Below are 23,591 nucleotides of genomic sequence, written 5' to 3' on the forward strand. Positions count from 1 at the left end.
AGCACGTCATCGCTCTGCCGGAGCACAGGTGTCACTCCGGGACAAGCATCAGGCCAAACGCTACCGCCAGCCCACCGTGATCGCTAATTCCGCCCGGCCGCCGCGGGCTGCCTCAGAGTCAGCGCGAGGCGCCGACCAGACGGGTCACAGCGGCGTCGATCCGCTCGTCGCTGCCGGTCAGGGCGAAGCGGACGAAGCCCTCGCCGGCGTCCCCGTAGAAGGAGCCGGGACCCGCGAGGATCCCCAGCTCCGCGAGCCGACCAATGGTCTCCCATGTCGGCTTCCCGCTCGAGGCCCAGAGGTACAGCCCGGCGTCGGACCCGTGAATGGTGAGGCCGGCTTCCCGGAGTGCCGGGAGGAGCCGTGCGCGCCGGCGTCGGTAGCGGTCCTTCTGCTCCTCGACGTGTGCGTCGTCCCCGAGGGCCACGCGCATCGCCTCCTGCACGGGGTACGGCACGATCATGCCCGCGTGCTTGCGGGAGTTGACGAGGCTCGCGATGAGTGCTGGGTCCCCCGCGGTGAAGGCGGCCCGGTACCCGGCGAGATTGGACTGCTTGCTCAGCGAGTAGACGGCCAGGAGGAGCTCGTGGGAGTCCCCACAGACCTGCGGGTCGAGGATGCTCGGCACGGCGCTTCCCGATCCCGCGGGATCCCAGCGACCCCATCCGAGTTCGCCGTAGCACTCGTCGGAGGCGACGACGGCGCCGAGCGCCCGGGCGTCGTCCACGATGCTGCGGAGCTGGTGGGCGTCGAGCACCTCGCCCGTCGGATTGCCCGGGGAGTTGATCCACACCAGGCGCACCCGGTCCCGGAGGTCCTGCGGGAGATCGGCGAGGGAGTCGGAGGCCACGGGTGTGGCTCCAGCGAGGTGGGCCCCGATGTCGTAGGTGGGGTAGGCGATGGCGGGGCGCACGACGACGTCGCCCTTTCCGAGACCGAGCAGGAGCGGCAGCCAGGCGACGAGCTCCTTGGAGCCCACCGTCGGCAGGATGTCCTGCGGGTCGAGCCCGGGAACGCCCCTGCGCCGGGCGAACCAGGCACTGACTGCCTGCCGCAGCGCGAGTGTCCCGTGGGTGGTGGGATAGCCGTGGGCATCGGCTGCAGCGCCGAGGGCCTCCCGGATCAGCGCGGGCGTGGGATCGACGGGCGTGCCGATCGACAGGTCCACCACGCCATCGGGGTGCCGGGCCGCGATCTCCTGGAACGGCGCCATGGAGTCCCACGGATACCCCGGCAGCTGCAGGCCGAACGGCGTCGGCTCCCGGCCCGCCACCTACGCGGGTTGGTTCTGCGGCGGCAGGACGGCGATGATCGGGTGGTCGAAGCCGGTGTTCCCGATCTTCGCGGCTCCACCGGGTGAACCGAGTTCGTCGAAGAACTCCACATTGGCCTTGTAGTACTCGGCCCACTGCTCCGGGGTGTCGTCCTCATAGTAGATCGCCTCGACCGGGCACACGGGCTCGCAGGCACCGCAGTCCACACACTCGTCGGGGTGGATGTAGAGCGATCGCTCACCCTCGTAGATGCAGTCGACCGGGCACTCCTCGATACAGGCCTTGTCCTTGACATCGACGCACGGCTGCGCGATTACGTAGGTCACTTCCCACGCCTTTCCTTGTGACTAAGTCTGCGGATGCACTCCTCGGTGCGCTTCCCAGCTTAACGCACCTGCGCCGAGCGCTCCTGCCCCGATCCTCCGGAGCCTGCGGGCTGTGCGCCGCGGCTACCCTTGACGTGTGCAGACACCCGGTGAGCTCCTCGCCACCCTCCCGCTGGGAACCAGGGTGGTCGTCCGACACCGGATCAGCGGGGGCTTCACGGATTCCCTCGGTGACCTGATGTCCCTCGATGCCTCCACCTGCACGGTGCGCACACGCCGCGGGGACGACGTCGTCCGGCTGGACGACGTCACCGCGGCGAAGACCGTCCCACCCGCCCCGCCGCGGCGTGCTCCACGGCGCAGGCCCACGGGCGACGGACCGGACCGATGACGCACCGGGCGGGTGACGGACCGGGCGGGTGACGGACCGGGCGGGTGACGGACCGGGCGGGTGACGGACCGGGCGGGTGACGGACCGGGCGGGTGACGGACCGGAGACGCCGCGCCGACCCGGGACCGCTGCGATTGGGAGACATCAATCGGTCACAGGGGCTCCCGTACACTCGTGGCATGGACAGCGACGAGGAGCTCCAGGCCAGGGCCCGGGCGCTGAGTTCGCCCATCCGCCTCCGGATCCTGCGCCTCTGTCTCCACAGGCCGAGGACGAACAAGGAGATCGCCCAGACGCTCGCACTCAATCCGGCCACGGCCCTGCACCACGTCCGCACCCTGCTGTCCACGGGTTTCCTCGCGGCCGATGAGGCCCGCAGCGGCAATCGTGGCGCGCGCGAGATCCCCTACCGGGCCACCGGGTTGTCCTGGAGCAGCCGGGTGCCCGACTCCGCTCCCGTGCTGGTGGACACGTTCCTCCAGGAGATCGAGGGACTGCAGCCGGCGGAGATCGAGGTCTGGAGACTCGGTGTCCGGCTCAACAGCGGTCATCGGGCGGAGCTGCTGGGACGTCTGCAGGAGGTGCTCGACGACTACGTCCGGCGAGGACCCGACGAGGACGGCGAGGCCACCTCCATCATGCTGGCCCATCACCCTGACCGGACGGCCGACTAGGCGCGGGCCGAGGGGCGCTCCCGCGCCGTGGACGGAGCACCACGGAACCCACCACCACCGCCACCAGCGTGACCACGAGCACCCCGAACAGCCAGAGATTCCCGGCCAGGGCCGTCCCCGGGGCCATGTCGGAGGAGCCTGTGAGGATCAGTGTCCTGGGTGCCGTGGAGATCAGGGCGACGACGCCGTATGCCACCGCGCCGGCCACCGCACTCATGATGACATTGCGGGCCCAGAGGCCGCTCAGCAGGAAGAGGCTCGATGCGAGGACCAGGGCACCCAGGGCCCCTACGGGGAGCTGGGCGCCACCGACCACCAGGAGCTGGGCGTGGAGCAGGGTCCCGAGGATCCCCGCCGCCCCTCCTGCCGCCACAGCGCCGGGCAGTCCCCGGAACGACGGACGCCGGCCCCGCCCAGTGGGGGAGGTACCGGCGTCGTCGTCGTGCATGCGGACGTCTCGCGCTAGGCGCGGGCGCGGGACCGCGAGGCGCGCATGCGCTCGTTGGCGTCGAGGATGACCTTGCGGATCCGGATGGACTCGGGCGTCACCTCGACGCACTCGTCCTCCCGCGCGAACTCGAGGGATTCCTCGAGCGTGAGATTGCGCGGCGGGGTCAGATTCTCGAAGGAGTCCGACGACGCCGCCCGCATGTTGGTGAGCTTCTTCTCCTTCGTGATGTTGACCTCCATGTCATCGGCGCGTGAGTTCTCGCCGACGATCATGCCCTGGTACACCTCGGAGGTGGGCTGGACGAAGAACGAGCCACGCTCCTGCAGGTTGATCATCGCGAACGGCGTCACCACGCCTGCACGGTCGGCGATCATGGAGCCGTTGGTGCGGTACTCGATGTCACCGGCCCAGGGCTCGTAGCCCTCGGAGATCGACGCGGCGATCCCGGAGCCGCGGGTGTCGGTCAGGAAGCGGGTCCGGAAACCGATGAGGCCCCGGGCGGGAACGATGAACTCCATGCGGACCCAGCCCGTGCCGTGGTTGGCCATGTTCGTCATGCGGCCCTTGCGCGCGGCCAGCAGCTGCGTCACGCCACCCAGGTACTCCTCGGGGACGTCGATGGTCATGTGTTCCATGGGCTCGTGGATCTTGCCGTCCACGGTCCGGGTGACCACCTGCGGCTTGCCGACGGTCAGCTCGAACCCCTCGCGACGCATCTGTTCGACGAGGATGGCCAGGGCGAGCTCGCCGCGGCCCTGGACCTCCCAGGCGTCGGGGCGGGCCGTGGGGAGCACGCGAAGGGAGACGTTGCCGATCAGCTCCTTGTCGAGGCGGTCCTTGACCTGGCGGGCGGTGACCTTCGCGCCCTTGACCCTGCCGGCGAGCGGCGAGGTGTTGATACCGATGGTGACGGAGATCGCGGGATCGTCGACGGTGATCAGCGGCAGTGGCTGCGGGTTGTCGACGTCCGTCAGGGTCTCGCCGATGGTGATTCCCTCGATACCGGCGACGGCAACGATCTCGCCCGGGCCGGCTGAATCGGTGGGCACACGGTCGAGCGCCTTCGTGGCGAGGAGCTCGGTGATCTTCACGGTCTTCAGCTCGCCGTTCTGACGGGCCCAGGCCACTTGCTGGCCCTTGCGCAGCGTGCCGTTGAAGATCCGCAGCAGCGCCAGGCGTCCCAGGAAGGGCGAGGCGTCCAGGTTGGTGACGTGGGCCTGCAGAACGCCGTCGGGGTTGTAGCGGGGCGCCGGGATGTGGTCGATGATCGTCTGGAACAGGGGCTCCAGATTGTCGTTCGAGGGGACGCTGCCGTCGGCGGGCTGCTCGAGCGAGGCTGCCCCTGCGCGGGCCGCGGCGTACACCACCGGGACATTCAGGATCGAGTCGAGGTCGAGATCGGGGACCTCGTCGGCCAGATCGGAGGCGAGACCGAGCAGGAGGTCCATGGACTCGCTGACGACCTCCTCGATGCGGGAGTCGGGGCGGTCGGTCTTGTTGACCAGCAGCACCACGGGAAGCTTGGCGGCCAGCGCCTTGCGGAGCACGAAGCGGGTCTGGGGCAGGGGGCCCTCGGAGGCATCCACGAGGAGCACGACGCCGTCGACCATGGAGAGACCACGTTCCACCTCGCCGCCGAAGTCGGCGTGACCCGGGGTGTCGATGACGTTGATGGTGATGGTCTCACCCTTGGCGGAGGGCCCGTCGTAGAACACCGTGGTGTTCTTGGCGAGAATGGTGATGCCCTTCTCGCGCTCCAGATCACCGGAATCCATGACGCGCTCCGCCACGTCGCCGTGGGCCGAGAAGGAGTTGGTCTGCTTGAGCATGGCGTCGACCAGGGTAGTTTTTCCGTGGTCAACGTGGGCCACGATGGCTACGTTGCGGAGGTCGCTGCGGACAGCGGTGTTGCCTGCGGTTTCAGACATGCGTAAGGACTCAATTCCGTGTCTACTGCTGGGAAAGTGGTGGCGGCTGCAGTGCACGCCTCACCACATTCTAGGCGCTGGACAAAATCAGACCTAATGGACTCTGTCAATGCTCGTCCGGCAACGGTCGTGGACGCACGACGGCGGCCCTCCTGGAGGGGGACCGCCGTCGTGCTGTGCGCGTGCGTGCTAGCTGTGCGGGTAGCGGCGCGGCTCCCGCTCGTCGTCGGGCGTCGGTATATCGCCACCGGCCCGCTGCGTCTCCGTCGAGTAGTCCGCGAGATGCTCCTGCACCTGCCGCTCCACCTGCCCGGACATCGATTCGCTGACCTGGTCGCTGACCCGCTCGGCCATGGCCGTGGCGGCCACCCGCTGGAGGGCTGCCTCCTTGGCCCTGTGCTCGCGGTGGAAGGCCTTCGCCGTGGCGACGGTCATGAGGAGCATCACGATACTGAAGGGCAGGGCCGTGAGGATCGCGGCCGTCTGGATGGAACTCAGTCCGGTGTCGCCGACCAGCAGCAGGGCGATCGCGACGAGAGATGCGAGGACGGCCCAGAACACGCGGACCCAGTTCCGCGGATTGGCGTCGCCGCCCGTGGAGATCATGCTCATGACGAGTGCGCCCGAGTCGGCGGAGGTGATGAAGAAGATGGCGATCAGGATGATTGCCCCGATCAGGAGCGCCGGTCCGCCCGGGAGATCGCTGAGCAGTCCGAACAGGGCGTTCTCGGTGTCCACCGATCCGTCGTCGCCCACCAGGCCGCCCTGACCGAAGATCTCGCGGTAGATGGCCGATCCGCCGAGCACCGCGAACCAGAGGAACCCGAGCGTGGTGGGTACCAGCAGCACGCCGGCCACGAACTCACGCACCGTGCGGCCCTTGGAGATGCGGGCGATGAAGATGCCGACGAACGGCGCCCAGGACATCCACCAGCCCCAGTAGAAGGTGGTCCACGCCGCCTGCCAGGCTTCGCCCTCGGCCCCGGAGAACGCCAGCGTGTTGAAGGTCAGCCCTACGACGTTCTGCAGGTAGTTGCCGATCGACTGGACGAACTCGCGCAGCAGGAAGAGGGTGGGCCCGGCGAACAGCACCACGAGGAGCAGGACGCCGGCGAGGACCAGGTTGATGTTGGAGAGCCATTTCATGCCCTTGCCCACCCCGGAGATCACCGAGAGGATGGTCAGGGCCGTGATGGCGAGGATCAGACCCACCTGGGTGGCCTTGGTCGCCGCGAGGATACCGGCGCTGTCGAGGCCCGAGGAGATCTGGAGGACACCGAGGCCCAGCGACGTGGCCACGCCGAACAGGGTTCCCACGAGTGCAACGACGTCGATGGCGTGGCCCCAGCCACCCCTGACACGATCGCCGAGCAGCGGCTCGAGTGTCCAGCGGATGGAGATGGGGCGGCCACGGCGGTGCACGGCGTAGGCGATGGACAGCCCCACGACCACGTAGATGCTCCACGCGTGCAGCCCCCAGTGGAGGAACGTCTGCGTGATGGCCTGCTGGCCGAGCTGCAGATCGGACCCGGTGACGCCGGGGCGGGGACTCGCGAAGTGGTTGAGCGGTTCGGCGACGCCCCAGAACACGAGGCCGATCCCCATGCCCGCGGCGAAGAGGAGGGCGAACCAGGACATGGTGGAGAACTCGGGTTTGTCATCGTCCTTGCCGAGCCGGATGTCACCGTAGCGGCTGAAGCCGACCCACAGGGAGAACACGACGAAGAAGGCGACGAGGGCCACGTAGTACCAGCCGAAGGCACCGATCACGTTTTCCTGGATGCCGGCGAAGAGGGTGGCGGCGGAATCGGGGGCAATGAGCGCGAAGGCCACGAAGACCGCGATCAGGACCGAGGCCGGGATGAAGACGGGCAGGGCCAGTCGTGCTCTCTGGGCGGGACGCTCTCGCTCCCCCGCCGTCGGCTGGGGCGGGCTGGTGACAGCCTCGTCCCGAGACTTGATACTCACGAATGTTCTCCTTTTGGGGTGCGACGTGCCTCTGGCACAGGTCTGGGATCCAGGCTTCGGACCTGACGTCAGCTATCCAGAGTACAGAGGAGGCCACGATCCGGGAGGTGGGGCGGGCGCTCTCCAGGCGCGGACGATGCCCGGATTTCCGCGGTCGTCCCTCAGGAAACCCTACGGAGGGCTGGATGCGTAACGCTATTGCGCCCGGGTCGGAATTGGGAGTCGCGCCGGTCAGTGACAGCTCAATCGTTACACTCGCGGCCCGGTTCTCCTGATAAAGCAATGAGCGGCCCCCGGTATCGGGGACCGCTCAGCAGGGCCGATCGACTCGTCCGGCCCGCCTGCCGGCCCGGGGTCAGGCAGCCTCGGGCGGCAGTTCCAGACCGGCGCCCGGAATGGCCGCCAGCAGCGCCTTCGTATACGCGGTCTGAGGGTTGTCGAACACGTCGTCGGTGGTGCCCTGTTCCACGAGCCGCCCCTTCTCCATGACGGCGACGTGGTCGGCGATCTGCCGCACCACCGCCAGGTCGTGGGTAATGAAGAGGTAGCTCAGCCCGAGCTCGGACTGCAGATCCGCCAGCAGATTGAGGATCTGCGCCTGCACCAGCACGTCGAGGGCGGAGACGGCCTCGTCACAGATGACCACCTCGGGGTCCAGCGCCAGCGCACGGGCGATCGCCACGCGCTGCCGCTGTCCGCCCGAGAGCTCGTTGGGGAAGCGCTGCATCATCGAGGACGGCAACGCCACCTGATCGAGCAGTTCGCGGACCTTCTTCTCCCGGCTCTTCGAGTCGCCGATACCGTGGACCCGCAGGGGCTCCTCGATGGTCCGATAAATGTTGTACATCGGATCGAGGGACCCATAGGGATCCTGGAAGATCGGCTGGACCCGTCGGCGGAAGTCGAACAGATCCTTCCGCCCCAGGGTGGTGATGTCCACGCCGTCGAAGCGGATGCTGCCGGAGGTCGCGTCCTCGAGTCCCAGGACCATCTTCGCGACCGTCGACTTGCCCGAACCGGACTCGCCCACCACGGCCGTGGTGGTGCCCCGCTGGACCGAGAAGGACACGTCGTCCACCGCGGTGAAGTCGGTGGATCTGCCCCAGCTGCCCCGCAGCTTGAAGACCTTGGTGAGATCCGACACCTCGATCACGGTGTCCTTCCCCGCGTCCCTGGGGACGGCGGGAGCCAGTTCGTCCCCGCTCACCACGCGCGCCTTCTTCGCCGACGCGATACGCCTCGAGGCGATGGACGGTGCCGAGGCCACGAGCTTCTGCGTGTACGGATGGCGTGGGTTCGTCAACAGTTCCAGGGCGGGGCCCGCCTCCACGACCTGCCCCCGGTACATCACGATCACCTTGTGCGCCCGTTCCGCGGCGAGGCCGAGATCGTGCGTGATGAGCAGGACGGCGGTGCCGAGCTGCTCGGTCATCGTGTCGAGGTGGTCGAGGATCTGGCGCTGGACGGTGACGTCCAGTGCCGACGTCGGCTCGTCGGCGATGAGCAGGCGCGGCCGGCAGGACAGGCCGATCGCGATGAGCGCGCGCTGGCGCATGCCTCCCGAGAACTCGTGGGGATACTGGTTGGCGCGGGATTCCGCGTCCGGCAGACCCGCCTCCGCGAGCACCTTCGCCACATCCTGGGTGCCACTGGGCAGGCCGTTGGCCCGCAGTGTCTCCCTGACCTGGAAGCCGATCTTCCAGACCGGGTTCAGATTGGACATCGGGTCCTGCGGCACCATGCCGATCGAGGATCCACGCAGCTCCACGATCCGCTTCTGGGAGGCACGGGTGATGTCCTCGCCGTCGAAGATGATGCTGCCGTTGGAGACCCGTCCGTTGCCGGGCAGGAGGCCGATGGCCGCGAGCGCCGTCGTCGACTTGCCCGATCCCGACTCCCCCACGATCGCGACGGTCTCCCCGGGCATCACGGTCAGGTGGGCGTTGCGCACCGCCTCCACATCTCCGTTCGAGGTGGCGAAGGTGATGGCCAGATCGCGCAGCTCGAGCAGGGGCACTGCCTCGTTCGCGCCGGCGCGCGCCGTGCTGCCGCGAGCGTCGTCCATGCCAGTACTGTGGCTCATCGTTTGCGCGCCTTCGGATCGAGAGCGTCACGCAGGGCATCGCCCAGCATGATGAAGCTCAGAACGGTGATCGACAGAGCCAGCCCGGGCCAGAAGATGGCCATGGGGTTGCTCCGCAGGGAGGGCTTCGCGGCGAAGATGTCATTGCCCCAGGACATGACGCTCGGGGGCAGCCCGATGCCGAGGAAGGACAGCGTCGATTCCGCCACGATGAAGGTACCCAGGGAGATCGTCGCGATGACGATCACGGGTGCCAGCGCATTGGGGATCGCGTGCTTGACGAGCGCACCCAGCGGTGACACCCCGAGCGAACGCGCCGCCGTGATGAAGTCCGCGTTCCGCACCTCGATGATCGCCGCCCGGGTGATGCGCGCGATCTGCGGCCAGCCGAAGGCGACGAGAATGACCACGAGCGTCCACACGTTGCGGTTCTGCTGGAAGACGGGCAGCTGTACCACCACGATCGCGCCGAGGATCAGCGGGAGGGCGAAGAAGATGTCACCGAGGCGCGCCAAGATGGCATCCACCCAGCCGCCGAAGAAGCCCGCGAGTGCACCGATCAGTCCGCCGATGATCACCACGCCGATGGTGGCGAACAGGCCGACCGTCAGCGAGGACTGGGTGCCGTACACCACGCGGGACAGGATGTCGCAGCCCTGCACGGTGAAGCCCAGCGGGTGGCCCGGAGCGGGTCCGCCGTCGGAGTTCTCCAGCAGGCAGTTCTCGTTCGGCGGTTCGTCGGTGAAGACACCCGGGAACAGCGCCACGAAGATGACCGCCAGAATCAGGATCGCGCTGAGGATGAACAGTGGCTGCCGGCGCAGGCTGCGCCACGCCTCGCCCCACAGGCTGCGGGGCGCGTCGTCGGTCACGGCGCTGTCGGTGGCCTTGATCGGCGTCTCGTCGAGATCCGCCACGAAGTGCTCGATCTCGTACGCGGAGGTCTTGGTGCGCGTCACGGGGGCGGGGGGGCCGGTAGGGATGGAGGGTGTTGGTTCAGGCATATCGAATCCTTGGGTCCAGCCACGCATAGAGGAGATCCACCAGCAGGTTGGCGAGCACGAAGATGAGGATCAGGAAGGTGACGATCGAGACGACCATCGGTCCGTCGCCGTTGAGCACGGCGCGGTACAGGGTGTTGCCCACCCCGTTCACGTTGAAGATGCCCTCCGTGACGATCGCACCGCCCATGAGTGCGCCGAGATCGGCGCCGAGGAAGGTCACGACAGGGATCAGCGAGTTGCGCAGCACGTGCACCACGACGACGCGCTTGCGGCTCAGGCCCTTCGCCGTCGCGGTCCGCACGTAGTCCGCATTGACGTTCTCGATGATGCTGGTGCGGGTGAGGCGCAGGACGTAGGCGAAGGACACGAGTCCGAGCACCACCGCCGGCAGGATCAGTTCCGTGAAGGTCGCGTCGCCGCTGACCGTCGGGTTGGTCCACTGCAGCTTGACCCCGATCAGGAACTGCATCAGGAAGCCGAGCACGAAGATGGGGACGGCGATGACGACGAGGGAGAGCACGAGGACCGAGGAGTCGAAGAGCTTCCCCTTGCGCAGACCGGCGACGAGGCCGAAGACGATCCCGAAGACGGCCTCGAGGACCAGCGCCATGAGGGCGAGCTTCGCCGTGGTCGGGAAGACCTCGGCGATAATCGTGGCGATGGGGCGGCCGGAGAAGTTGGTCCCGAGGTCGAAGGTGAGTACGCCCTTCAGATAGAGCAGGTACTGGATGAAGAAAGGCTCGTCGAGGTTGTACTGCTCACGCAGACCGGCGACGACGGCGGGGGTGCAGCCGCGGTCCCCGCAGATGGCGGCGGTGGCGTCGCCGGGAAGGCTGAAGACGAGGAAGTACACCAGGAGGGTGGCCCCCAGGAAGACGGGGATCATCTGCAGGAAGCGTCGGACGATGTACCAGGTCATCGGTGCGCTCCTCCCGGCAGGGGGCGCGTCCGGACGGGACGCGGGTGGTCATTGATCATGGGGAAAGTCGTACCTTTGCTTCGGGGCACGGAAAGGGGCCCGCCCTGTGCGGGCGGGCCCCTGACCGCAATGGGCTACTTGCCGGTGATGGCGTAGTACAGCGGGACGCCGTTCCAGCCGAACTCCACACCGTCCACGTTGTTGCTCCAGCCGCCCTGGGCAACCTGGTACCACAGCGGGATGGCTGGGAGGTCCTCCAGGATCATCTCCTGGGCCTCGTTCATCATCTCGTTGCCCTCTTCGACGGACTCGGCCGCAAGACCCTCGGTCAGCTTCTCGTCGAACTCGGGGTTGCTGTACCGGGAATCGTTGGAGCCGGCGCCGGTGGCGTGGATCGGTCCGAGGAAGTTGTACAGCGACGGGTAGTCGGCCTGCCAGCCCGAGCGCAGCGCACCCGTGAGCTTCTCGTCCGTGGCATCGGTCCGCGCTTCCTTGAAGGTCGCGTACGGCTTGCCTGACACCTCGATGTCGAGGTTGTTCTTGATGTTGTTCACCACGGCCTCGATCCACGTCTTGTGGTCGCCCTTGTCAGCGTTGTAGCCGATCGTCAGGGGCTCGGACTCGTCGTAGGGCTCGAGCTCCTCCGCCTGCTCCCACAGCTTCTTCGCCTCGTCGGGGTTGAACTCGAGATTCTCGCTGCCCGGCAGATCGGGGTTGAAACCGTCGAGGACGGGCGCGGTGAATTCCTTCGCGGGCTCGCGGCCGTTGCTGAAAATCACCTCGGTGATCTCGTCGCGGTTGATCGCCATGGACAGGGCCTGCCGGCGGAGCTTGCCGGCCTCGCCGTCCCAGTTCGGCAGGTAGTACGGGATGGCGATGGTCTGGTTGCCCGCATAGGGCGACTCGATGGAGCGCTCCCCCAGGTCGTTCTTGAAGTTCTTGATGTCGGACGTGGGGATCGTCTTGAGGACGTCCAGGTTGTCCGAGATCAGGTCCTGGTACGCCGTCGTGTCGTTCTGGTAGATCTTGAACGTGACGCCGCCGTTCTGGGCTTCCTGCGGACCCTCGTACTCGTCGTTCGGGACGAGCTCGATCTGCTGGTTGTGCTGCCAGGCGCCGTCGGAGGCGAACATGTAGGGACCGTTGCCGATCGGGTTCTCGCCGAACGCGGCCGTGTCCTCGAAGGCGACGGCGGGCAGCGGGTAGAACGCGCTGTAGCCCAGGCGCAGGGGCCAGTCGGACTCGGGCTGGGCCAGCTTGACGGTGAAGGTCTGATCGTCGACGACCTCGAGGCCGCTCATGGTCTCCACCGTGGAGCCCTCGGCACTGGCCTCGTCGTAGCCTTCGATGCTCTCGAAGAAGTAGCTGGAGAGCTGTGCGTTCTTCGCAGCAGCACCGTAGTTCCACGCGTCCACGAAGGAGTTCGCGGTGACGGGATCACCGTTGGTGAAGGTCTGGCCTTCCTTCAGCGTGATCGTGTAGTTCTGGGCGTCCTCGGTCTCGATGGACTCGGCCACCTCGTTCTGGGACTTGCCGTCCGCGTCGTAGCTCACCAGGCCGGCGAAGACGAGATCGAGAATGGCGCCGCCACCCACCTCGTTGGTGCTGGTGGGGATCAGCGGGTTCTGGGGCTCCGAGCCGTCCACCACGATGACGGCCTCGGTATCGCCGCCGCCGCCCCCGTCCGAACTGGAATCGGTGTCCGAGCCGCATGCACTCAGTGCGAGGACGGCGATGGCCGCGACGCTGAGCATTGTGGAACTGCGCGTGTAACGCATTCCGCCTCCTTGGTATTGGTTTCTCCCGGCGTCGATGCAGCCGGTCCGGTTGCCCTCCCCTGGGGAGAGCCACCTCACAGGGCAAGATCATATGCCCGTTCCGTTGCCGCGCCGAACATCACGCCTGGGCGCACGCACCGCTGGATGCGCTCGGGCGGTCGGAGAACCTCCGCCGCTCGCGTCCCCTCGCGGGACCGGCCCCGAGGATCACGCTTCGGTAACAGCTGGACCCGCAGCGGCTGCGCTCCGGTGCAGGACGCAGCGAAGGACGACGGTGGCGCACTGTGTTGCGGACGCTGCAACCGATCGTGCGCCCACCGGGACGGTCAGTCGGTCGAGGCCATGAGCTCGGCGCGCAATTCGCGGCGCACCCGCTGCTTCTCGGGATCGGGCAAAGGCACGGCAGCAAGCAGTCGCTGCGTGTAGGGGTCCTTCGGACTGCGCAGGATCTGGTCGCGTGATCCCTGCTCCACGATCCGTCCACGCTTCATGACGCAGATGTAGTCGGCGAGCACGTCGACCACGGCGAGGTCGTGGGTCACGAAGAGGCAGGCGAAGCCCAGTTCGCGCTGCAGGTTCTGGAAGAGTTCGAGCACCTTGGCCTGGACGGAGACATCCAGGGCCGAGGTGGGTTCGTCGGCCACCATGAGCTTCGGCCTGAGCGAGAGCGCACGGGCGATCCCGACACGCTGCTTCTGGCCCCCCGAGAGTTCATGCGGGTACCTGTTGCGGTAGGACCGCGGCAGCTCCACCTGGTCCAGGAGGGTCTCGATGCGCTTCTGCAGCGCCGCGCCCCTCGCCTCCTTCGCGAGGAACATCGGCTCGCCGATACTCTCACCGATCGGCAGGCGCGGATTCAGGGACGAGGACGGATCCTGGAACACCATCCCCACATCACGCCGCACCTTCCCCAGTTCCTTCGAGGTGGGCCGGAAGCCGGTGATGTCCGTGCCGACCACCTTCAGGGACCCGGCGGCCACGGGGAGGAGACCCACGGCGGCACGGCCGATCGTGGTCTTGCCGGACCCGGACTCCCCCACCAGGCCGATCACCTGACCGGGATACACAATCAGATTGGCGCCCTCCACGGCGCGGAAGGCCGGCACCCGGCCCTGCTTCGGATACTCGATGGCGACGTCGATCAGTTCGAGGATCGCCTCGCTCGTGGGCCGTGGCTCGGCGGTGGTGCCGCTGGGCGACTCCGCGGCAGGTGCGCCGTGTCCGGGGGCGGCGTGCTCGTCCGGTTGGCGTTCTCCGTGGGTGGCGGCTGCCAGGGCCGCGGTGATGTCGACGTCGTCGGCCCCGTCCCCCTGCCCGAGGTGGGGTACGGCGGCGAGGAGCGCCTTCGTGTATTCGTGCTGGGGGTCGTTGAACACCTGGTCCGCGGTGCCGGTCTCCACGATCCGGCCCTGGCGCATGACGGCGATACGGTCGGCGAGATCGGCCACCACGCCCATGTCGTGCGTGATCAGGACGATGGCGCTGTTGAGCTTAGTCCTCAGATTGCGCATGAGGTCGAGGATCTCGGCCTGCACCGTGACGTCGAGTGCGGTGGTCGGTTCGTCGGCGATCAGGAGCTTCGGGTCGCACGAGAGCGACTGCGCGATCATCGCCCGCTGGCGCTGGCCACCGGAGAGCTGGTGCGGATAGGACCGGAAGGCCTTCTCGGGGTCCGGCAATTCGACCAGTTGGAGCATGCGGATGGCACGCTCCCGGGCCTCGTCGGGCGAGATGGCGTTGTGCAGGCGGAGGGTCTCCACGATCTGGAAGCCCACGGTGTACACGGGGTTCAGGGCCGTCATGGGTTCCTGGAAGATGACCGCCACATCATTGCCGCGGATCTGCCGCAGCTGCGCGGGCGACATGGTCAGCACGGACTTCCCGTTCAGCATGACCTCACCGGTCACGCGGGCGTTCTCCGGGAGCAGCCCGAGCAGGGACATGGAGCTGGCGCTCTTGCCCGAGCCAGACTCCCCCACGATCGCGAGCACCTCACCGGCGTTGACCTCATAGCTGAGATCGATCGCTGCGGGCACCCACTCCTTGTCGACGCCGAAGTCCACGCTGAGGTGACGGACCTCGAGGACGGGCCCCTGGGACGCGGGGCGGCCCGCGCCGGTGCCGCCGATGACCTGAGTGCTCATGAGTGGATCTCCTTGGTGGGGGTGACGCCGCGGTGCAGCGGAGTCTCCTGAATTGCCGCGGGCAGGTGTTTCGCTGGGACTATTGAGCCATGACGAGTACGCAGGATGTGGCCGGAGCCACCATTTTCAGACCGCGCACCAGCAGCTGGTTCACAGCCCTGGCTGTTGTCGTCGCCGTCGGCGCACTCGCCTCCGTGGTCGCGACCGAGGGCCCTGGTGGGCTGCTCGTGGGCTGGCCCCTGCTCGGTATCGCCTTCGCGGGCTGGTGGCTGTTCTGGTACCCCACGGTGGTGGTGGCCGACCAGGGCATCACCGTGCGGAACCCCCTCGCGACGATCGACGTCCCCTGGGAGGCACTGATCGACGTCGACACGAAGTACGCCCTGAAACTGGTGACGCCCGTGGGCGCCTTCACGGCCTGGGCAGCCCCCGCGCCCGGTGTGTGGGGCACCCACGCCGGGAAACCGGAGCACGTGACCAATCTGCCGTCCATGAGCTACGGTCCCGGGCAGTCCATCCGCCCGGGGGACCTCAAGAACACCGATTCGGGATACGCCGCCTATCTGGTGCGCTCGCGGTGGGAGGAGCTGGTGGAGAACGGAGCCCTCGACCTCGACCGGCCCTCGCTCCCGCAGCGCTCCTGGCACTGGCGGCTCGTGGTGCTGGCGGTCCTCCTGGCGGCGGCTGCCACCTGGACGCTCGCCGTCGGCCTCTAGGCTGCACCTCACGCCGCGACTGGCTTCCCGGCGCCCTTGATCCGGCTCGCCCTGAACTTCTTCTGCCGCGGATCGAACGCGTCCCGCAGGCCGTCTCCGATGAAGTTGATGCACAGGCAGATCAGCACGATGAACAGGCCTGGGAACCAGAACAGCCAGGGGCGGGTCTGGAAGGCTTCCTGGTTCTGGCTGATGATGAGCCCGAGCGAGACGTCCGGCGCCTTGACACCGAAGCCGATGTAGCTCAGCGCCGTCTCGAGGAGGATTGCGGCGGACATGAGCAGCGTGGTGTTCACGATGATCACCCCGACGGCGTTGGGCAGAATGTGCTTGAAGATGATCCGGCCGTTGGATGCCCCGGCGATCTTCGCGGCGTCGACGAACTCCCGCTCACGCAGTGTCAGGAACTCACCGCGTACCAGCCGTGCGAGTCCGGTCCAGAGCACGAGACCGAGGAAGAGGCCGAGGAGCCAGATCTGGCCACCCGGACCCACGAAACGGGTCACTGCCTCTCCGAGCGTCGCGGCTGCGAGCACCACGGGGATGATGATGATGACGTCCGTGAAGCGCATCAGGACCGCTTCCGGCCACCCGCGGAAGTAGCCGGAGCATGCCCCGATGACCACGCCGACGAGTCCCGCGAGGGCTCCGATCAGGAACATGATGATGATGGAGTTCTGCGTACCGCGCATGGTCATGGCGAAGTAGTCGCGACCGATGGAGTCCTGCCCGAAGGGGTGCTCCCCCCAGCTGAACGGACCGGTGACAGTGGGCACGCCGCCGTCGAGCAGCGGGACGAACTCCGTGTGGTTGTACTTCCACCAGCCGGGAATGCCGGCGAATCCCACCGAGGTGAACGCCAGCAGGAAGATCACCACGAAGACGACGAGGCTGATGATCGCCGCCGTGTTGTCGAAAAATTTCTTGCGGACGATCTGGCCCTGGGAGAGTCCCTTCCTCTCCTGCTCCGGCTCACCCGTGGGCGACGATTCGGCATCCGCATCCGGATGGACAGGCCCCGTGGCGGTCGACTGTGCGTGGAGTGGGAAGTCCGAGGGACTCTGCGTCGTCATGCTTTTACCCTTACGCGAGGATCGAGGAACGAGTACACGATGTCGGCCACCAGGTTGAAGACCAGCGCCAGGATGCCGGCCACGAGGAAGAAGCCCATGATCGGATCGGGATCCACGCGACGGAGTGCCTGCACGAAGAGCTGCCCCATGCCGGCGAAGGCGAAGACCTGCTCCGTGATGATCGCACCGCCGATCAGTGCGCCGATGTCGAAGGCCACCAGGGTGGCGAGCGGGATGAGGGCATTGCGGAAAGCGTGTCGCATCACCACGGTCCGCTCGCTGAGGCCCTTGGCGCGGGCCGTCCGGATGTAGTCCATGTTCATGATCTCGAGCATCGAGGCGCGCGAGTACCGGCTGTAGCTCGCAAGGGATGCGAGCAGCAGTGCCAGCGTGGGCAGGAGCAGATGCGTGAAGGTGTCGAGCCCGTTGATCCAGAACGAGTCGTCGAGCCCGGGCGTCTGCGCCCCGACCGTGGCGATGGGCCTGCCGCGGACCCGCGAATTGCCCACGTAGGCGGGCCACGTGACCATGAACCGGTCGATCACGATCACGAGTCCCATCAGGACGCCGGTCAGCGCCGCTGCCCGCATGCTCTGCCCGCGGTCGTAGCCGCCCAGGAGGTAGCCGACGAGCAGACCCACGAGCACCATGACGAGCCCGAAGACGATGATCATCCAGATCGTCGCGGCATTCAGGATCGGGTTGACCACGTAGTAGGCAACGAGGCCCACACCGACCATCGTCAGCGAGGCATACACCGCCTTGCGGTTCCTCAGGCCCGCTGTGAGCAGGACGACGCCCAGGGCGATCCCCACCCCGGTGATGAGGATGACGATCGGTCCGAGACCGGGATCCGAGAACCAGTCGACGAGATCGAGGAGGAAGAGCAGCGCCGCGGCGATGACGGCGCCGAGCACGAACGCCACACCCTTGCGCTTCCATGACCTGCTGGCGAACAGTGCCCAGATCAGACCGCTGGCGAGCGCTACCACCAGGATGGTCAGGGGCGGTATGTCGGGATCGGCGAGGAAGTTGTTGAAGCCGATGGCCCCGAACTCCTTGAGGAGGACGGCGAGCCAGAAGATCGGCAGGGAGAAGAACAGGAAGGACATGAACGTCACGCCGTAGTCGAGGCCGCTGTACTGGCGCAGTGCCGTGATGATGCCGAGGGACACCCCGATGACGATCGCGAGGATGGTCGCGGTGGTGACGAGCGTGATGGTGTTGCCCATGGCCCGTGAGAGCGCCGTCGTGACGGCCTCGCCCTGGATGCTCGAGCCGAGGTCGCAGGTCGCGGCGAACGGGATGAGGCACTTGGCCGCTCCCGCCAGCCAGCCGAAGTACCGCAGCGGCGCCGGCGTGTTGAGATCGAGCAGGTCCGTCCGTGCCTGGATCAGCTGATCCCGGTTCGGCGCGTTGCTGCCGCGAAGATCCTCGAGGGGATCGCCCGAGAGCGCCGTGAGCTGATATACGACGAACGACGCGCCGAACAGGATCAGGACGGCCGTCACCAGACGCCGAACGATGTAGGTGACCATAGGTTTCGAGCCTCAATCTTGGATGCGGGTGATGGTTCCCGAGTTGTTGCTGAAGTGTAGTTCAGCCTGTGCCGCGCGCGGCCAGGTCACCCCGTCCGGACCGTCCGACGTGTCGCACAGTGCGATCTCGCAGCGATGGGCCGTTACGGTGCGTGCGCGCGAAAGGCGCCGCGACGGGCGGATGCCCGTCCCGGCGCCTTTCACGAGCTGGTGGTGCTGGGTGCTACGGATTCCCTACTGGGCGACCGACCAGTCCCAGAAGTTCCACCAGACACCCATCTGGTTCGGCATGTACTCGACACCCGAGATGTTGTCGCTGTACGCGTCGACCCCGGGCACCTGGAACAGCGGGATGCCGTACTTCGAGTCCCAGATCAGCTTGTCGATCTTGACCTGCAGGGCATCCTGCTCGGCCTCGTCGGTGGTGACGATGAGCTCGTTCATCAGCTCGTCGGCCTCGGGGCTGGAGAAGCCGTTGAAGTTCGAGCCGTTGCCGGACTTGAAGATCTGCGGCACACCTGCAACGCCGACACCCGAGTTGATCCAGCCGAAGATGGTCGCGTCGTAGGTCCCGTTGCCCAGGGCTGCACCCCAGTCGGAGGCACCGAGCCCGCCGTCGACCACCTTGAAGCCGGCCTTCGCGGCGGACTCCGCGATGAGGGTGTAGGAGTTCAGGCGGTTCGGGTTGTCCCGGTTGTACATCAGGCGCACCTCGGGGGTCGCCCCGTCGAGCAGCTCCTTGGCGCCCTCGATGTCCACCTCCGCGTAGGCGTCCGAGCCATTGCTGCTGGCCGCGTCCTCGTAGGCCGCCTGATCCGTCAGGAACAACTGGGAGTCCAGCGGCACCGCGTCCGGGTTGATCTTCTTGATGATCGTGTCGACGAGCTGCTGGCGCGGCACCGTCTTCATGAAGGCCTCGCGCACATCGGCGTCCTTGAACACACCGCTGAAGTTCAGGTCCAGGTGGTCGTAGGACAGCTGGTTGCCCTGCTCCACGGTCACGCCGTCGAGCGCTTCGAGCTGCTCCACGGTGTCGGCCGAGGCCTGCGGGGCGATGATGTCCACCTCGCCGTTCTGCAGCGCCTGGATCTGCGCGGGAGCCTCACCGATGTAGCGCACGGTGATCTCGTCCACCTTCGGCTCCGGACCCCACGTGTAGTCCTCGTTGCGCACCAACGTCATGGACTGGTCCGGCGTGATGCTGGAGGCGATGAACGGCCCGTTCGAGAGATAGAGGCTCTCGTCCTCCGGCAGCGACTTCGTGTCGAAGCCCGCGTTCCAGAAGTCCGCGAGGTCCTGAACCTCGGGACGCTCCTCCGGATTCTCGGGATCCCCGGCAGGCTCGGTCTTGATGAGCTCGATCAGCGCGTCCTCGTCCGCGAGGCCGCCCTTCTCCGCCACGACGTGCGCCGGAGTGGAGATGCCCGCCTCACCGGTCATGTCACCGAACGCCACCATGTAGTCGGCGTAGGGCTCCGAGTAGTTCAGGGTGATGGAGCGCCCGTCCTCGCCGATCTCCGGCAGTTCGGTCAGCGCAAGACCGCTCGTGTCACCGGCGTAGTCGAAGTAGGTGGTCCCGGACACCGGTTCGCCGGCGTCGTCGGTCTTGGCGTCGTCGAAGTAGCCGGAGCCGATGGCCCAGGTGAGCAGCAGGTCGCCGCCGTCCACGGGTTCGCCGTCGGACCACTTGACGTCCTCGTTGACCGTGTACTTCACGCTCAGGGGATCCTCCGAGAGGACCTCCATGGTGCCGAAGTCCTCGTTCTGCACGACCTCGAGATCGTTGTTCACGTAGACGAAACCGGCGTGGGTCGCGTAACCGATCTTGCCGTTGATGTCGACGTTGCCCTCGGATGTGTTCGAGTTGAACGAGCTGAAGGCGTTCACCTCGACCACGCGTACATTTCCGCCCGTCGCCTCGCCGTCGTCTGCGCCATCGGACGAATCCGTCCCCGTATCGGCAGCGCAGGCACTCAGTGCCAGGGCTGCTACTGCGGCAACTCCCACCGCTTTGGAAGTACGTGTGAAACGCATTCCGCCTCCTTCTTCGTCGTGTGGTTCCAACGTCACGCGGTGTTGCATGACAGCCGACGCGCAACCTCTTGGGTGACGCCACTCACATGAGCTAGAGCCTAGGTGCAGTGGACGGGCAAAGGGTAACCATCAGTGGCAGGCTCGCTCGTTGTTATCGACCTGTGACCAAATTCGGATAACGCCCGGCACGGATCGAGCAGACGCCGCGCGCAGGGAAGGGGCTTGATCGGTCAGGTGCACCGGTGCTTTGCTTGGTCTCTCCTGGAATGCCCGCCCGGGTGAGCGCCGCCCGTGGACACGGGCGGCGGATCAGGGGCAGGAACAGGACGTGGAAGCGCATGGCGTGGCTCTTCGTGGATCAGCACGCTGCCGTCTGGGACGACGACGCCGATGTCCAGGCGGCGATCGGGGCGATCAAGGCGCGCCTCGACCAGCACGCGGAGGTGCACCTGTCCATCCAGAGCAGGGGCCTGAAGGGGCCGGTGTTCGTGATCACGCGGCAGACGCAGCTCAGCTCTCCGGAACTGAACAATCGCTTCAACGCCGATCTGTTCGCCGAACTGACCACGCCGAGCGCGCGCAACAGTCCCACCATCCACTGGTTCTCGGACGGGCGCGGCTTCGTGTCGGAGACCACCAGCCGCCTGTGGTGAATGGGCCTCCGGGCTATCCGGTGAAGACGTGGAGGAAGCGGAAGAACACCGAGGCGCCGACGGCGACGTAGCTCACCGCGATGATCGGGCCCACCCACGCGGCGATCCAGCGGGTGAAAGTCCGGGGTGCCGGGATGACGCCGTGGACCAGATTCCTCACGGTGGTGAGGATGAGGAGCGGGATCATGGCGGCCCAGACGATCATGCAGTACAGGCAGAGGATGTAGATCTCGAACAGGGCCTGGCTCCACAGCCAGACGGCGAAGACCGAGCCGAGGGTCACGCCCAGCTGGAGGCCCAGCCAGTACCAGCCCGCCAGGCGCGCCCCGGCGAGGAGCACGACACCGGTGGTGATGATGACGCCGAAGCCCACGAGACCGATGAACGGGTTAGGGAAGCCGAACAGCTCGGACTGCCAGGTCTCCATGACCCGGCCGCAGGACACCCAGGGGTTGATGTCGCAGCTGGTCACGTGATCCGGGTCCCGATAGAGCTCGAGCTTCTCCAGGATGAGGATGCCGGCGGCCAGCCACCCGATGAGGCCCGTGCTGACCAGCAGCACCCCGAAGGGGATACGGCGGGCGACGACGGGCAGGGCCTCCTCACCGACGCGGCCGTCCACAGGTGGTGCGTCGTGGGTGGTGTTCGTCATACGTTGTCCTTCTGCCATGCCTCTAGTTACCCCGCCTCCGACTGCCCGGTCTCCCTCCGCCGTCGCCCTGCATGTCCGGGCAACCGCGTCAGTCGGCGATGGCGGTCTCGATCAGGCTGCGGAACTCCGCCTGGGTGGAGGGTTGGATCTTCCGTCCCTCGAGGAAGAACGTGGGGGTCCCCTCGACGTTCAGGGCGAGCCCGTCCGCCTTGTCGCTGTTGACGCGCTCCAGGGTGGCCGGATCCGCGATCGCGGCATCGTAGGCGTCCATGTCGAGATCGAGCGAGAGCGCGTACTCACGGAAGGTACTGGCCCGGGATTCGGGGGTGTGCGCCCATTCGGGCTGCTTCTCGTACATCAGGGAGTGCATCTCCACGAACTTGCCCTGCTGCGCCGCTGCCTCGACGGCGGCCGCCGATGTCTCGGAGTTGGGGTGCCCCGGCAGAGGGAAGTATCGGGCCACCACGGTGAGATTCTCGCCGTACTCAGCCGTGAGGTCCTCGACGAGCGGATGGGCCTCGAGGCAGATCTCGCACTCGAAGTCGAGGAATTCCACGAGGACGGCCTTCTCCTCGGGAGCCCGGGACAACCGGTGACTGTCCTGGCGCACCACCGGCGTCCGCGCTGCCGCTGCCTCCGCAGCCTCTGGTTCATCGGAGCCGAGATTGTTGAGGATGATCACCAGACCCGCGATCAGGGCGGCAGCGAGGAGCAGGCCGATCGCTATGCGGTTCGGCAGGCTCAGGCCTTTGGCGGGGGTGGACACGGGTGGATCTCCTCTGGGGGTCGCGGCGATCGTGCGCCGTACGGGTCGGGTGGCGTGCTTCGGGCCGTGCTCGACGTCGGTCAGTGGTCCTGGCAGCAGGCACAGGGTGCGCTGCCGGTGCAGCACGAATCCGGCGCGGGTGCTCTGCTGCTGTCTGCCTGTCCAACGGGTGCGGGAGCAGCGAAGTTTCCGGGGGCGGGTGCGCAGCAGGCGTCCCCCCGCCACGCGTCCCTGCCCTCCTTCACGGCCACGGCGGCGATGACCAGGGCCGCGAGCGGGTCCGCCCAGGACCAGCCGAACAGGCTGTTGAGCAGAAGCCCGCCCAGCAGGACGCCGGAGAGATAGGTGCACAGGAGGGTCTGCTTGGAATCGGCGACGGCGGATCGGGAGCCGAGCTCGCGGCCGGCCCTGCGCTGTGCCCAGGAGAGGAACGGCATCACCATCAGGCTGACGGCGGCCAGGACGATCCCCACAAGGGAGTGCTGGGGCTCGGCAGCCCCGAGGAGCGCGCGCACGGCGTCCAGGGTCACGAACGCGGCGAGGCCGAAGAACGAGAAGGCGATCAGCCGGAGGGCCGTCCGTTCCCGCGCCTCCGGGTCGCGGCCCGCGAACTGCCACGCCACCGCTGCCGCGGAGAGGACCTCCACGATCGAGTCCAACCCGAAGCCGACGAGTGCGCTGGAGGAGGCGATGGTGCCGGCGCTGATCGCGACGACGGCCTCGATGATGTTGTAGGTGATGGTCGCCGCGACGAAGAGGCGAATGCGTCGGGTCAGTACTGTGCGCCGCTCAAGAGTCGGTGTCGTCCGCGCGAGGGTGGATGCCATCAGCAGCAGGCCCTTCCGGCATCGTGGGTGTCGGCGGGACAGTCACAGCCAGGGCCCACCACGGCCACGACGTCGAGCAGGGCTGTCAGGGCCTCCCCCAGCTTCCGGTCCGCCAGTTCGTAGCGGACCCGGCGCCCCTCGGGCACGGCCACCACGAGCCCGCATCCCCGCAGGCAGGCCAGATGGTTCGAGAGACTCTGGCGGCTCACGCCGGCCAGCTCGGCGAGCTCGCTCGGATACGACGGCGCGTCCCGCAGGGCCAGCAGCACCCGCGAGCGGGTCGGGTCCGAGAGGGCGTATCCGAAGCGGGCGAGGACCGACGACGACGCAAGGGTTTCCACACCTCGATGGTACATCCGTTTCTGTACCGCGCGGTGGCTCTTCTCGGGACC

General features: G+C 67.2%; 21 protein-coding genes. 4 read left to right on the forward strand and 17 right to left on the reverse strand.

Annotated elements, in window-relative coordinates:
* Positions 1-118: 118 nt before the first annotated feature.
* Positions 119-1,273, reverse strand: coding sequence for a succinyldiaminopimelate transaminase (dapC, locus tag FQ377_RS12860; RefSeq protein ID WP_262364457.1), 1,155 nt, complete (start codon positions 1,271-1,273; stop codon positions 119-121).
* Complete coding sequence (gene fdxA, locus FQ377_RS12865) at positions 1,274-1,600, reverse strand: ferredoxin (protein WP_148601663.1); 327 nt, start codon at positions 1,598-1,600, stop codon at positions 1,274-1,276.
* Between the two features lie 136 nt (positions 1,601-1,736).
* Here fdxA and FQ377_RS12870 point away from each other — a divergent pair, with 136 nt between their 5' ends.
* The gene (locus tag FQ377_RS12870) at positions 1,737-1,991 is read left to right on the forward strand and encodes a putative acetyltransferase (RefSeq protein WP_148601664.1); all 255 of its coding nucleotides are present in this window, start codon (positions 1,737-1,739) and stop codon (positions 1,989-1,991) included.
* A gap of 179 nt (positions 1,992-2,170) precedes the next feature.
* Entirely contained in the window at positions 2,171-2,665 is a 495-nt protein-coding gene (locus FQ377_RS12875) for an ArsR/SmtB family transcription factor (protein ID WP_148601665.1), read from the forward strand.
* On the opposite strand, the gene FQ377_RS12880 is transcribed toward FQ377_RS12875, so the two are convergent.
* The 8 genes from FQ377_RS12880 to FQ377_RS12915 all read right to left on the reverse strand — a co-directional run bounded on the left by FQ377_RS12880 (position 2,628) and on the right by FQ377_RS12915 (position 14,940).
* Entirely contained in the window at positions 2,628-3,113 is a 486-nt protein-coding gene (locus FQ377_RS12880) for a hypothetical protein (protein WP_148601666.1), read from the reverse strand. The two genes, FQ377_RS12875 and FQ377_RS12880, sit on opposite strands and share 38 nt — an antisense overlap.
* A 14-nt stretch (positions 3,114-3,127) precedes the next feature.
* Positions 3,128-5,044 (reverse strand): translational GTPase TypA, encoded by a 1,917-nt coding sequence (gene typA, locus FQ377_RS12885; protein WP_148601667.1) that lies wholly within the window; start codon positions 5,042-5,044, stop codon positions 3,128-3,130.
* Positions 5,045-5,233: 189 nt separating this feature from the next.
* Entirely contained in the window at positions 5,234-7,012 is a 1,779-nt protein-coding gene (locus FQ377_RS12890) for a BCCT family transporter (RefSeq protein ID WP_148601668.1), read from the reverse strand.
* Positions 7,013-7,367: 355 nt separating this feature from the next.
* Positions 7,368-9,077 (reverse strand): dipeptide ABC transporter ATP-binding protein, encoded by a 1,710-nt coding sequence (locus FQ377_RS12895; RefSeq protein WP_148601709.1) that lies wholly within the window; start codon positions 9,075-9,077, stop codon positions 7,368-7,370.
* 14 nt (positions 9,078-9,091) lie between these two features.
* Entirely contained in the window at positions 9,092-10,099 is a 1,008-nt protein-coding gene (locus tag FQ377_RS12900) for an ABC transporter permease (RefSeq protein ID WP_148601669.1), read from the reverse strand.
* Complete coding sequence (locus FQ377_RS12905; protein ID WP_148601670.1) at positions 10,092-11,018, reverse strand: ABC transporter permease; 927 nt, start codon at positions 11,016-11,018, stop codon at positions 10,092-10,094. The genes FQ377_RS12900 and FQ377_RS12905 overlap by 8 nt, the downstream gene beginning before the upstream one ends.
* Before the next feature lie 134 nt (positions 11,019-11,152).
* Positions 11,153-12,796: a peptide ABC transporter substrate-binding protein gene (locus FQ377_RS12910; RefSeq protein WP_148601671.1), complete on the reverse strand. Its 1,644-nt coding sequence runs from the start codon at positions 12,794-12,796 to the stop codon at positions 11,153-11,155.
* A gap of 326 nt (positions 12,797-13,122) precedes the next feature.
* Entirely contained in the window at positions 13,123-14,940 is a 1,818-nt protein-coding gene (locus tag FQ377_RS12915; RefSeq protein ID WP_148601672.1) for an ABC transporter ATP-binding protein, read from the reverse strand.
* A gap of 89 nt (positions 14,941-15,029) precedes the next feature.
* Between FQ377_RS12915 and FQ377_RS12920 the strand changes: the two genes are divergently transcribed.
* Positions 15,030-15,656, forward strand: coding sequence for a PH domain-containing protein (locus FQ377_RS12920; RefSeq protein WP_148601673.1), 627 nt, complete (start codon positions 15,030-15,032; stop codon positions 15,654-15,656).
* Positions 15,657-15,664: 8 nt separating this feature from the next.
* Here FQ377_RS12920 and FQ377_RS12925 read toward each other — a convergent pair whose 3' ends face one another.
* The 3 genes from FQ377_RS12925 to FQ377_RS12935 form a co-directional block, all read right to left on the reverse strand.
* Entirely contained in the window at positions 15,665-16,729 is a 1,065-nt protein-coding gene (locus FQ377_RS12925) for an ABC transporter permease (protein WP_148601674.1), read from the reverse strand.
* On the reverse strand, positions 16,726-18,267 hold the full coding sequence (locus FQ377_RS12930) for an ABC transporter permease (protein ID WP_148601675.1): 1,542 nt from the start codon (positions 18,265-18,267) through the stop codon (positions 16,726-16,728). The genes FQ377_RS12925 and FQ377_RS12930 overlap by 4 nt, the downstream gene beginning before the upstream one ends.
* 234 nt (positions 18,268-18,501) lie before the next feature.
* Positions 18,502-20,301, reverse strand: coding sequence for an ABC transporter family substrate-binding protein (locus tag FQ377_RS12935; protein ID WP_148601676.1), 1,800 nt, complete (start codon positions 20,299-20,301; stop codon positions 18,502-18,504).
* A 338-nt stretch (positions 20,302-20,639) separates the two neighbouring features.
* Between FQ377_RS12935 and FQ377_RS12940 the strand changes: the two genes are divergently transcribed.
* A complete protein-coding gene (locus tag FQ377_RS12940) occupies positions 20,640-20,954 on the forward strand; it encodes a hypothetical protein (RefSeq protein ID WP_148601677.1) in 315 nt (104 codons plus the stop codon).
* A 13-nt stretch (positions 20,955-20,967) separates the two neighbouring features.
* Here FQ377_RS12940 and FQ377_RS12945 read toward each other — a convergent pair whose 3' ends face one another.
* The 4 genes from FQ377_RS12945 to FQ377_RS12960 all read right to left on the reverse strand — a co-directional run bounded on the left by FQ377_RS12945 (position 20,968) and on the right by FQ377_RS12960 (position 23,540).
* Positions 20,968-21,606, reverse strand: coding sequence for a vitamin K epoxide reductase family protein (locus tag FQ377_RS12945; protein WP_148601678.1), 639 nt, complete (start codon positions 21,604-21,606; stop codon positions 20,968-20,970).
* Between the two features lie 88 nt (positions 21,607-21,694).
* Entirely contained in the window at positions 21,695-22,372 is a 678-nt protein-coding gene (locus tag FQ377_RS12950; RefSeq protein WP_148601679.1) for a DsbA family protein, read from the reverse strand.
* Positions 22,373-22,452: 80 nt separating this feature from the next.
* Entirely contained in the window at positions 22,453-23,199 is a 747-nt protein-coding gene (locus tag FQ377_RS12955) for a cation efflux transmembrane domain-containing protein (protein ID WP_148601680.1), read from the reverse strand.
* Positions 23,199-23,540, reverse strand: a complete 342-nt coding sequence (locus FQ377_RS12960; protein ID WP_316245929.1) for an ArsR/SmtB family transcription factor — start codon at positions 23,538-23,540, stop codon at positions 23,199-23,201. Before FQ377_RS12960 ends, FQ377_RS12955 begins: the two co-directional genes overlap by 1 nt.
* Positions 23,541-23,591 lie beyond the last annotated feature (51 nt).

Source organism: Arthrobacter echini (assembly GCF_008107445.1).
Lineage (GTDB): Bacteria > Actinomycetota > Actinomycetes > Actinomycetales > Micrococcaceae > Arthrobacter_D > Arthrobacter_D echini_A.

Excerpts from the sequence above, each read along its gene's own strand:
- FQ377_RS12875 (WP_148601665.1), top strand. The coding sequence starts at position 2,171 with ATGGACAGCGACGAGGAGCTCCAGGCCAGGGCCCGGGCGCTGAGTTCG.
- FQ377_RS12880 (WP_148601666.1), bottom strand. The coding sequence starts at position 3,113 with ATGCACGACGACGACGCCGGTACCTCCCCCACTGGGCGGGGCCGGCGT.
- typA (WP_148601667.1), bottom strand. The coding sequence starts at position 5,044 with ATGTCTGAAACCGCAGGCAACACCGCTGTCCGCAGCGACCTCCGCAAC.
- FQ377_RS12895 (WP_148601709.1), bottom strand. The coding sequence starts at position 9,077 with ATGGACGACGCTCGCGGCAGCACGGCGCGCGCCGGCGCGAACGAGGCA.
- FQ377_RS12900 (WP_148601669.1), bottom strand. The coding sequence starts at position 10,099 with ATGCCTGAACCAACACCCTCCATCCCTACCGGCCCCCCCGCCCCCGTG.
- FQ377_RS12905 (WP_148601670.1), bottom strand. The coding sequence starts at position 11,018 with ATGACCTGGTACATCGTCCGACGCTTCCTGCAGATGATCCCCGTCTTC.
- FQ377_RS12910 (WP_148601671.1), bottom strand. The coding sequence starts at position 12,796 with ATGCGTTACACGCGCAGTTCCACAATGCTCAGCGTCGCGGCCATCGCC.
- FQ377_RS12915 (WP_148601672.1), bottom strand. The coding sequence starts at position 14,940 with ATGAGCACTCAGGTCATCGGCGGCACCGGCGCGGGCCGCCCCGCGTCC.
- FQ377_RS12920 (WP_148601673.1), top strand. The coding sequence starts at position 15,030 with ATGACGAGTACGCAGGATGTGGCCGGAGCCACCATTTTCAGACCGCGC.
- FQ377_RS12925 (WP_148601674.1), bottom strand. The coding sequence starts at position 16,729 with ATGACGACGCAGAGTCCCTCGGACTTCCCACTCCACGCACAGTCGACC.
- FQ377_RS12930 (WP_148601675.1), bottom strand. The coding sequence starts at position 18,267 with ATGGTCACCTACATCGTTCGGCGTCTGGTGACGGCCGTCCTGATCCTG.
- FQ377_RS12935 (WP_148601676.1), bottom strand. The coding sequence starts at position 20,301 with ATGCGTTTCACACGTACTTCCAAAGCGGTGGGAGTTGCCGCAGTAGCA.
- FQ377_RS12940 (WP_148601677.1), top strand. The coding sequence starts at position 20,640 with ATGGCGTGGCTCTTCGTGGATCAGCACGCTGCCGTCTGGGACGACGAC.
- FQ377_RS12945 (WP_148601678.1), bottom strand. The coding sequence starts at position 21,606 with ATGACGAACACCACCCACGACGCACCACCTGTGGACGGCCGCGTCGGT.
- FQ377_RS12955 (WP_148601680.1), bottom strand. The coding sequence starts at position 23,199 with ATGGCATCCACCCTCGCGCGGACGACACCGACTCTTGAGCGGCGCACA.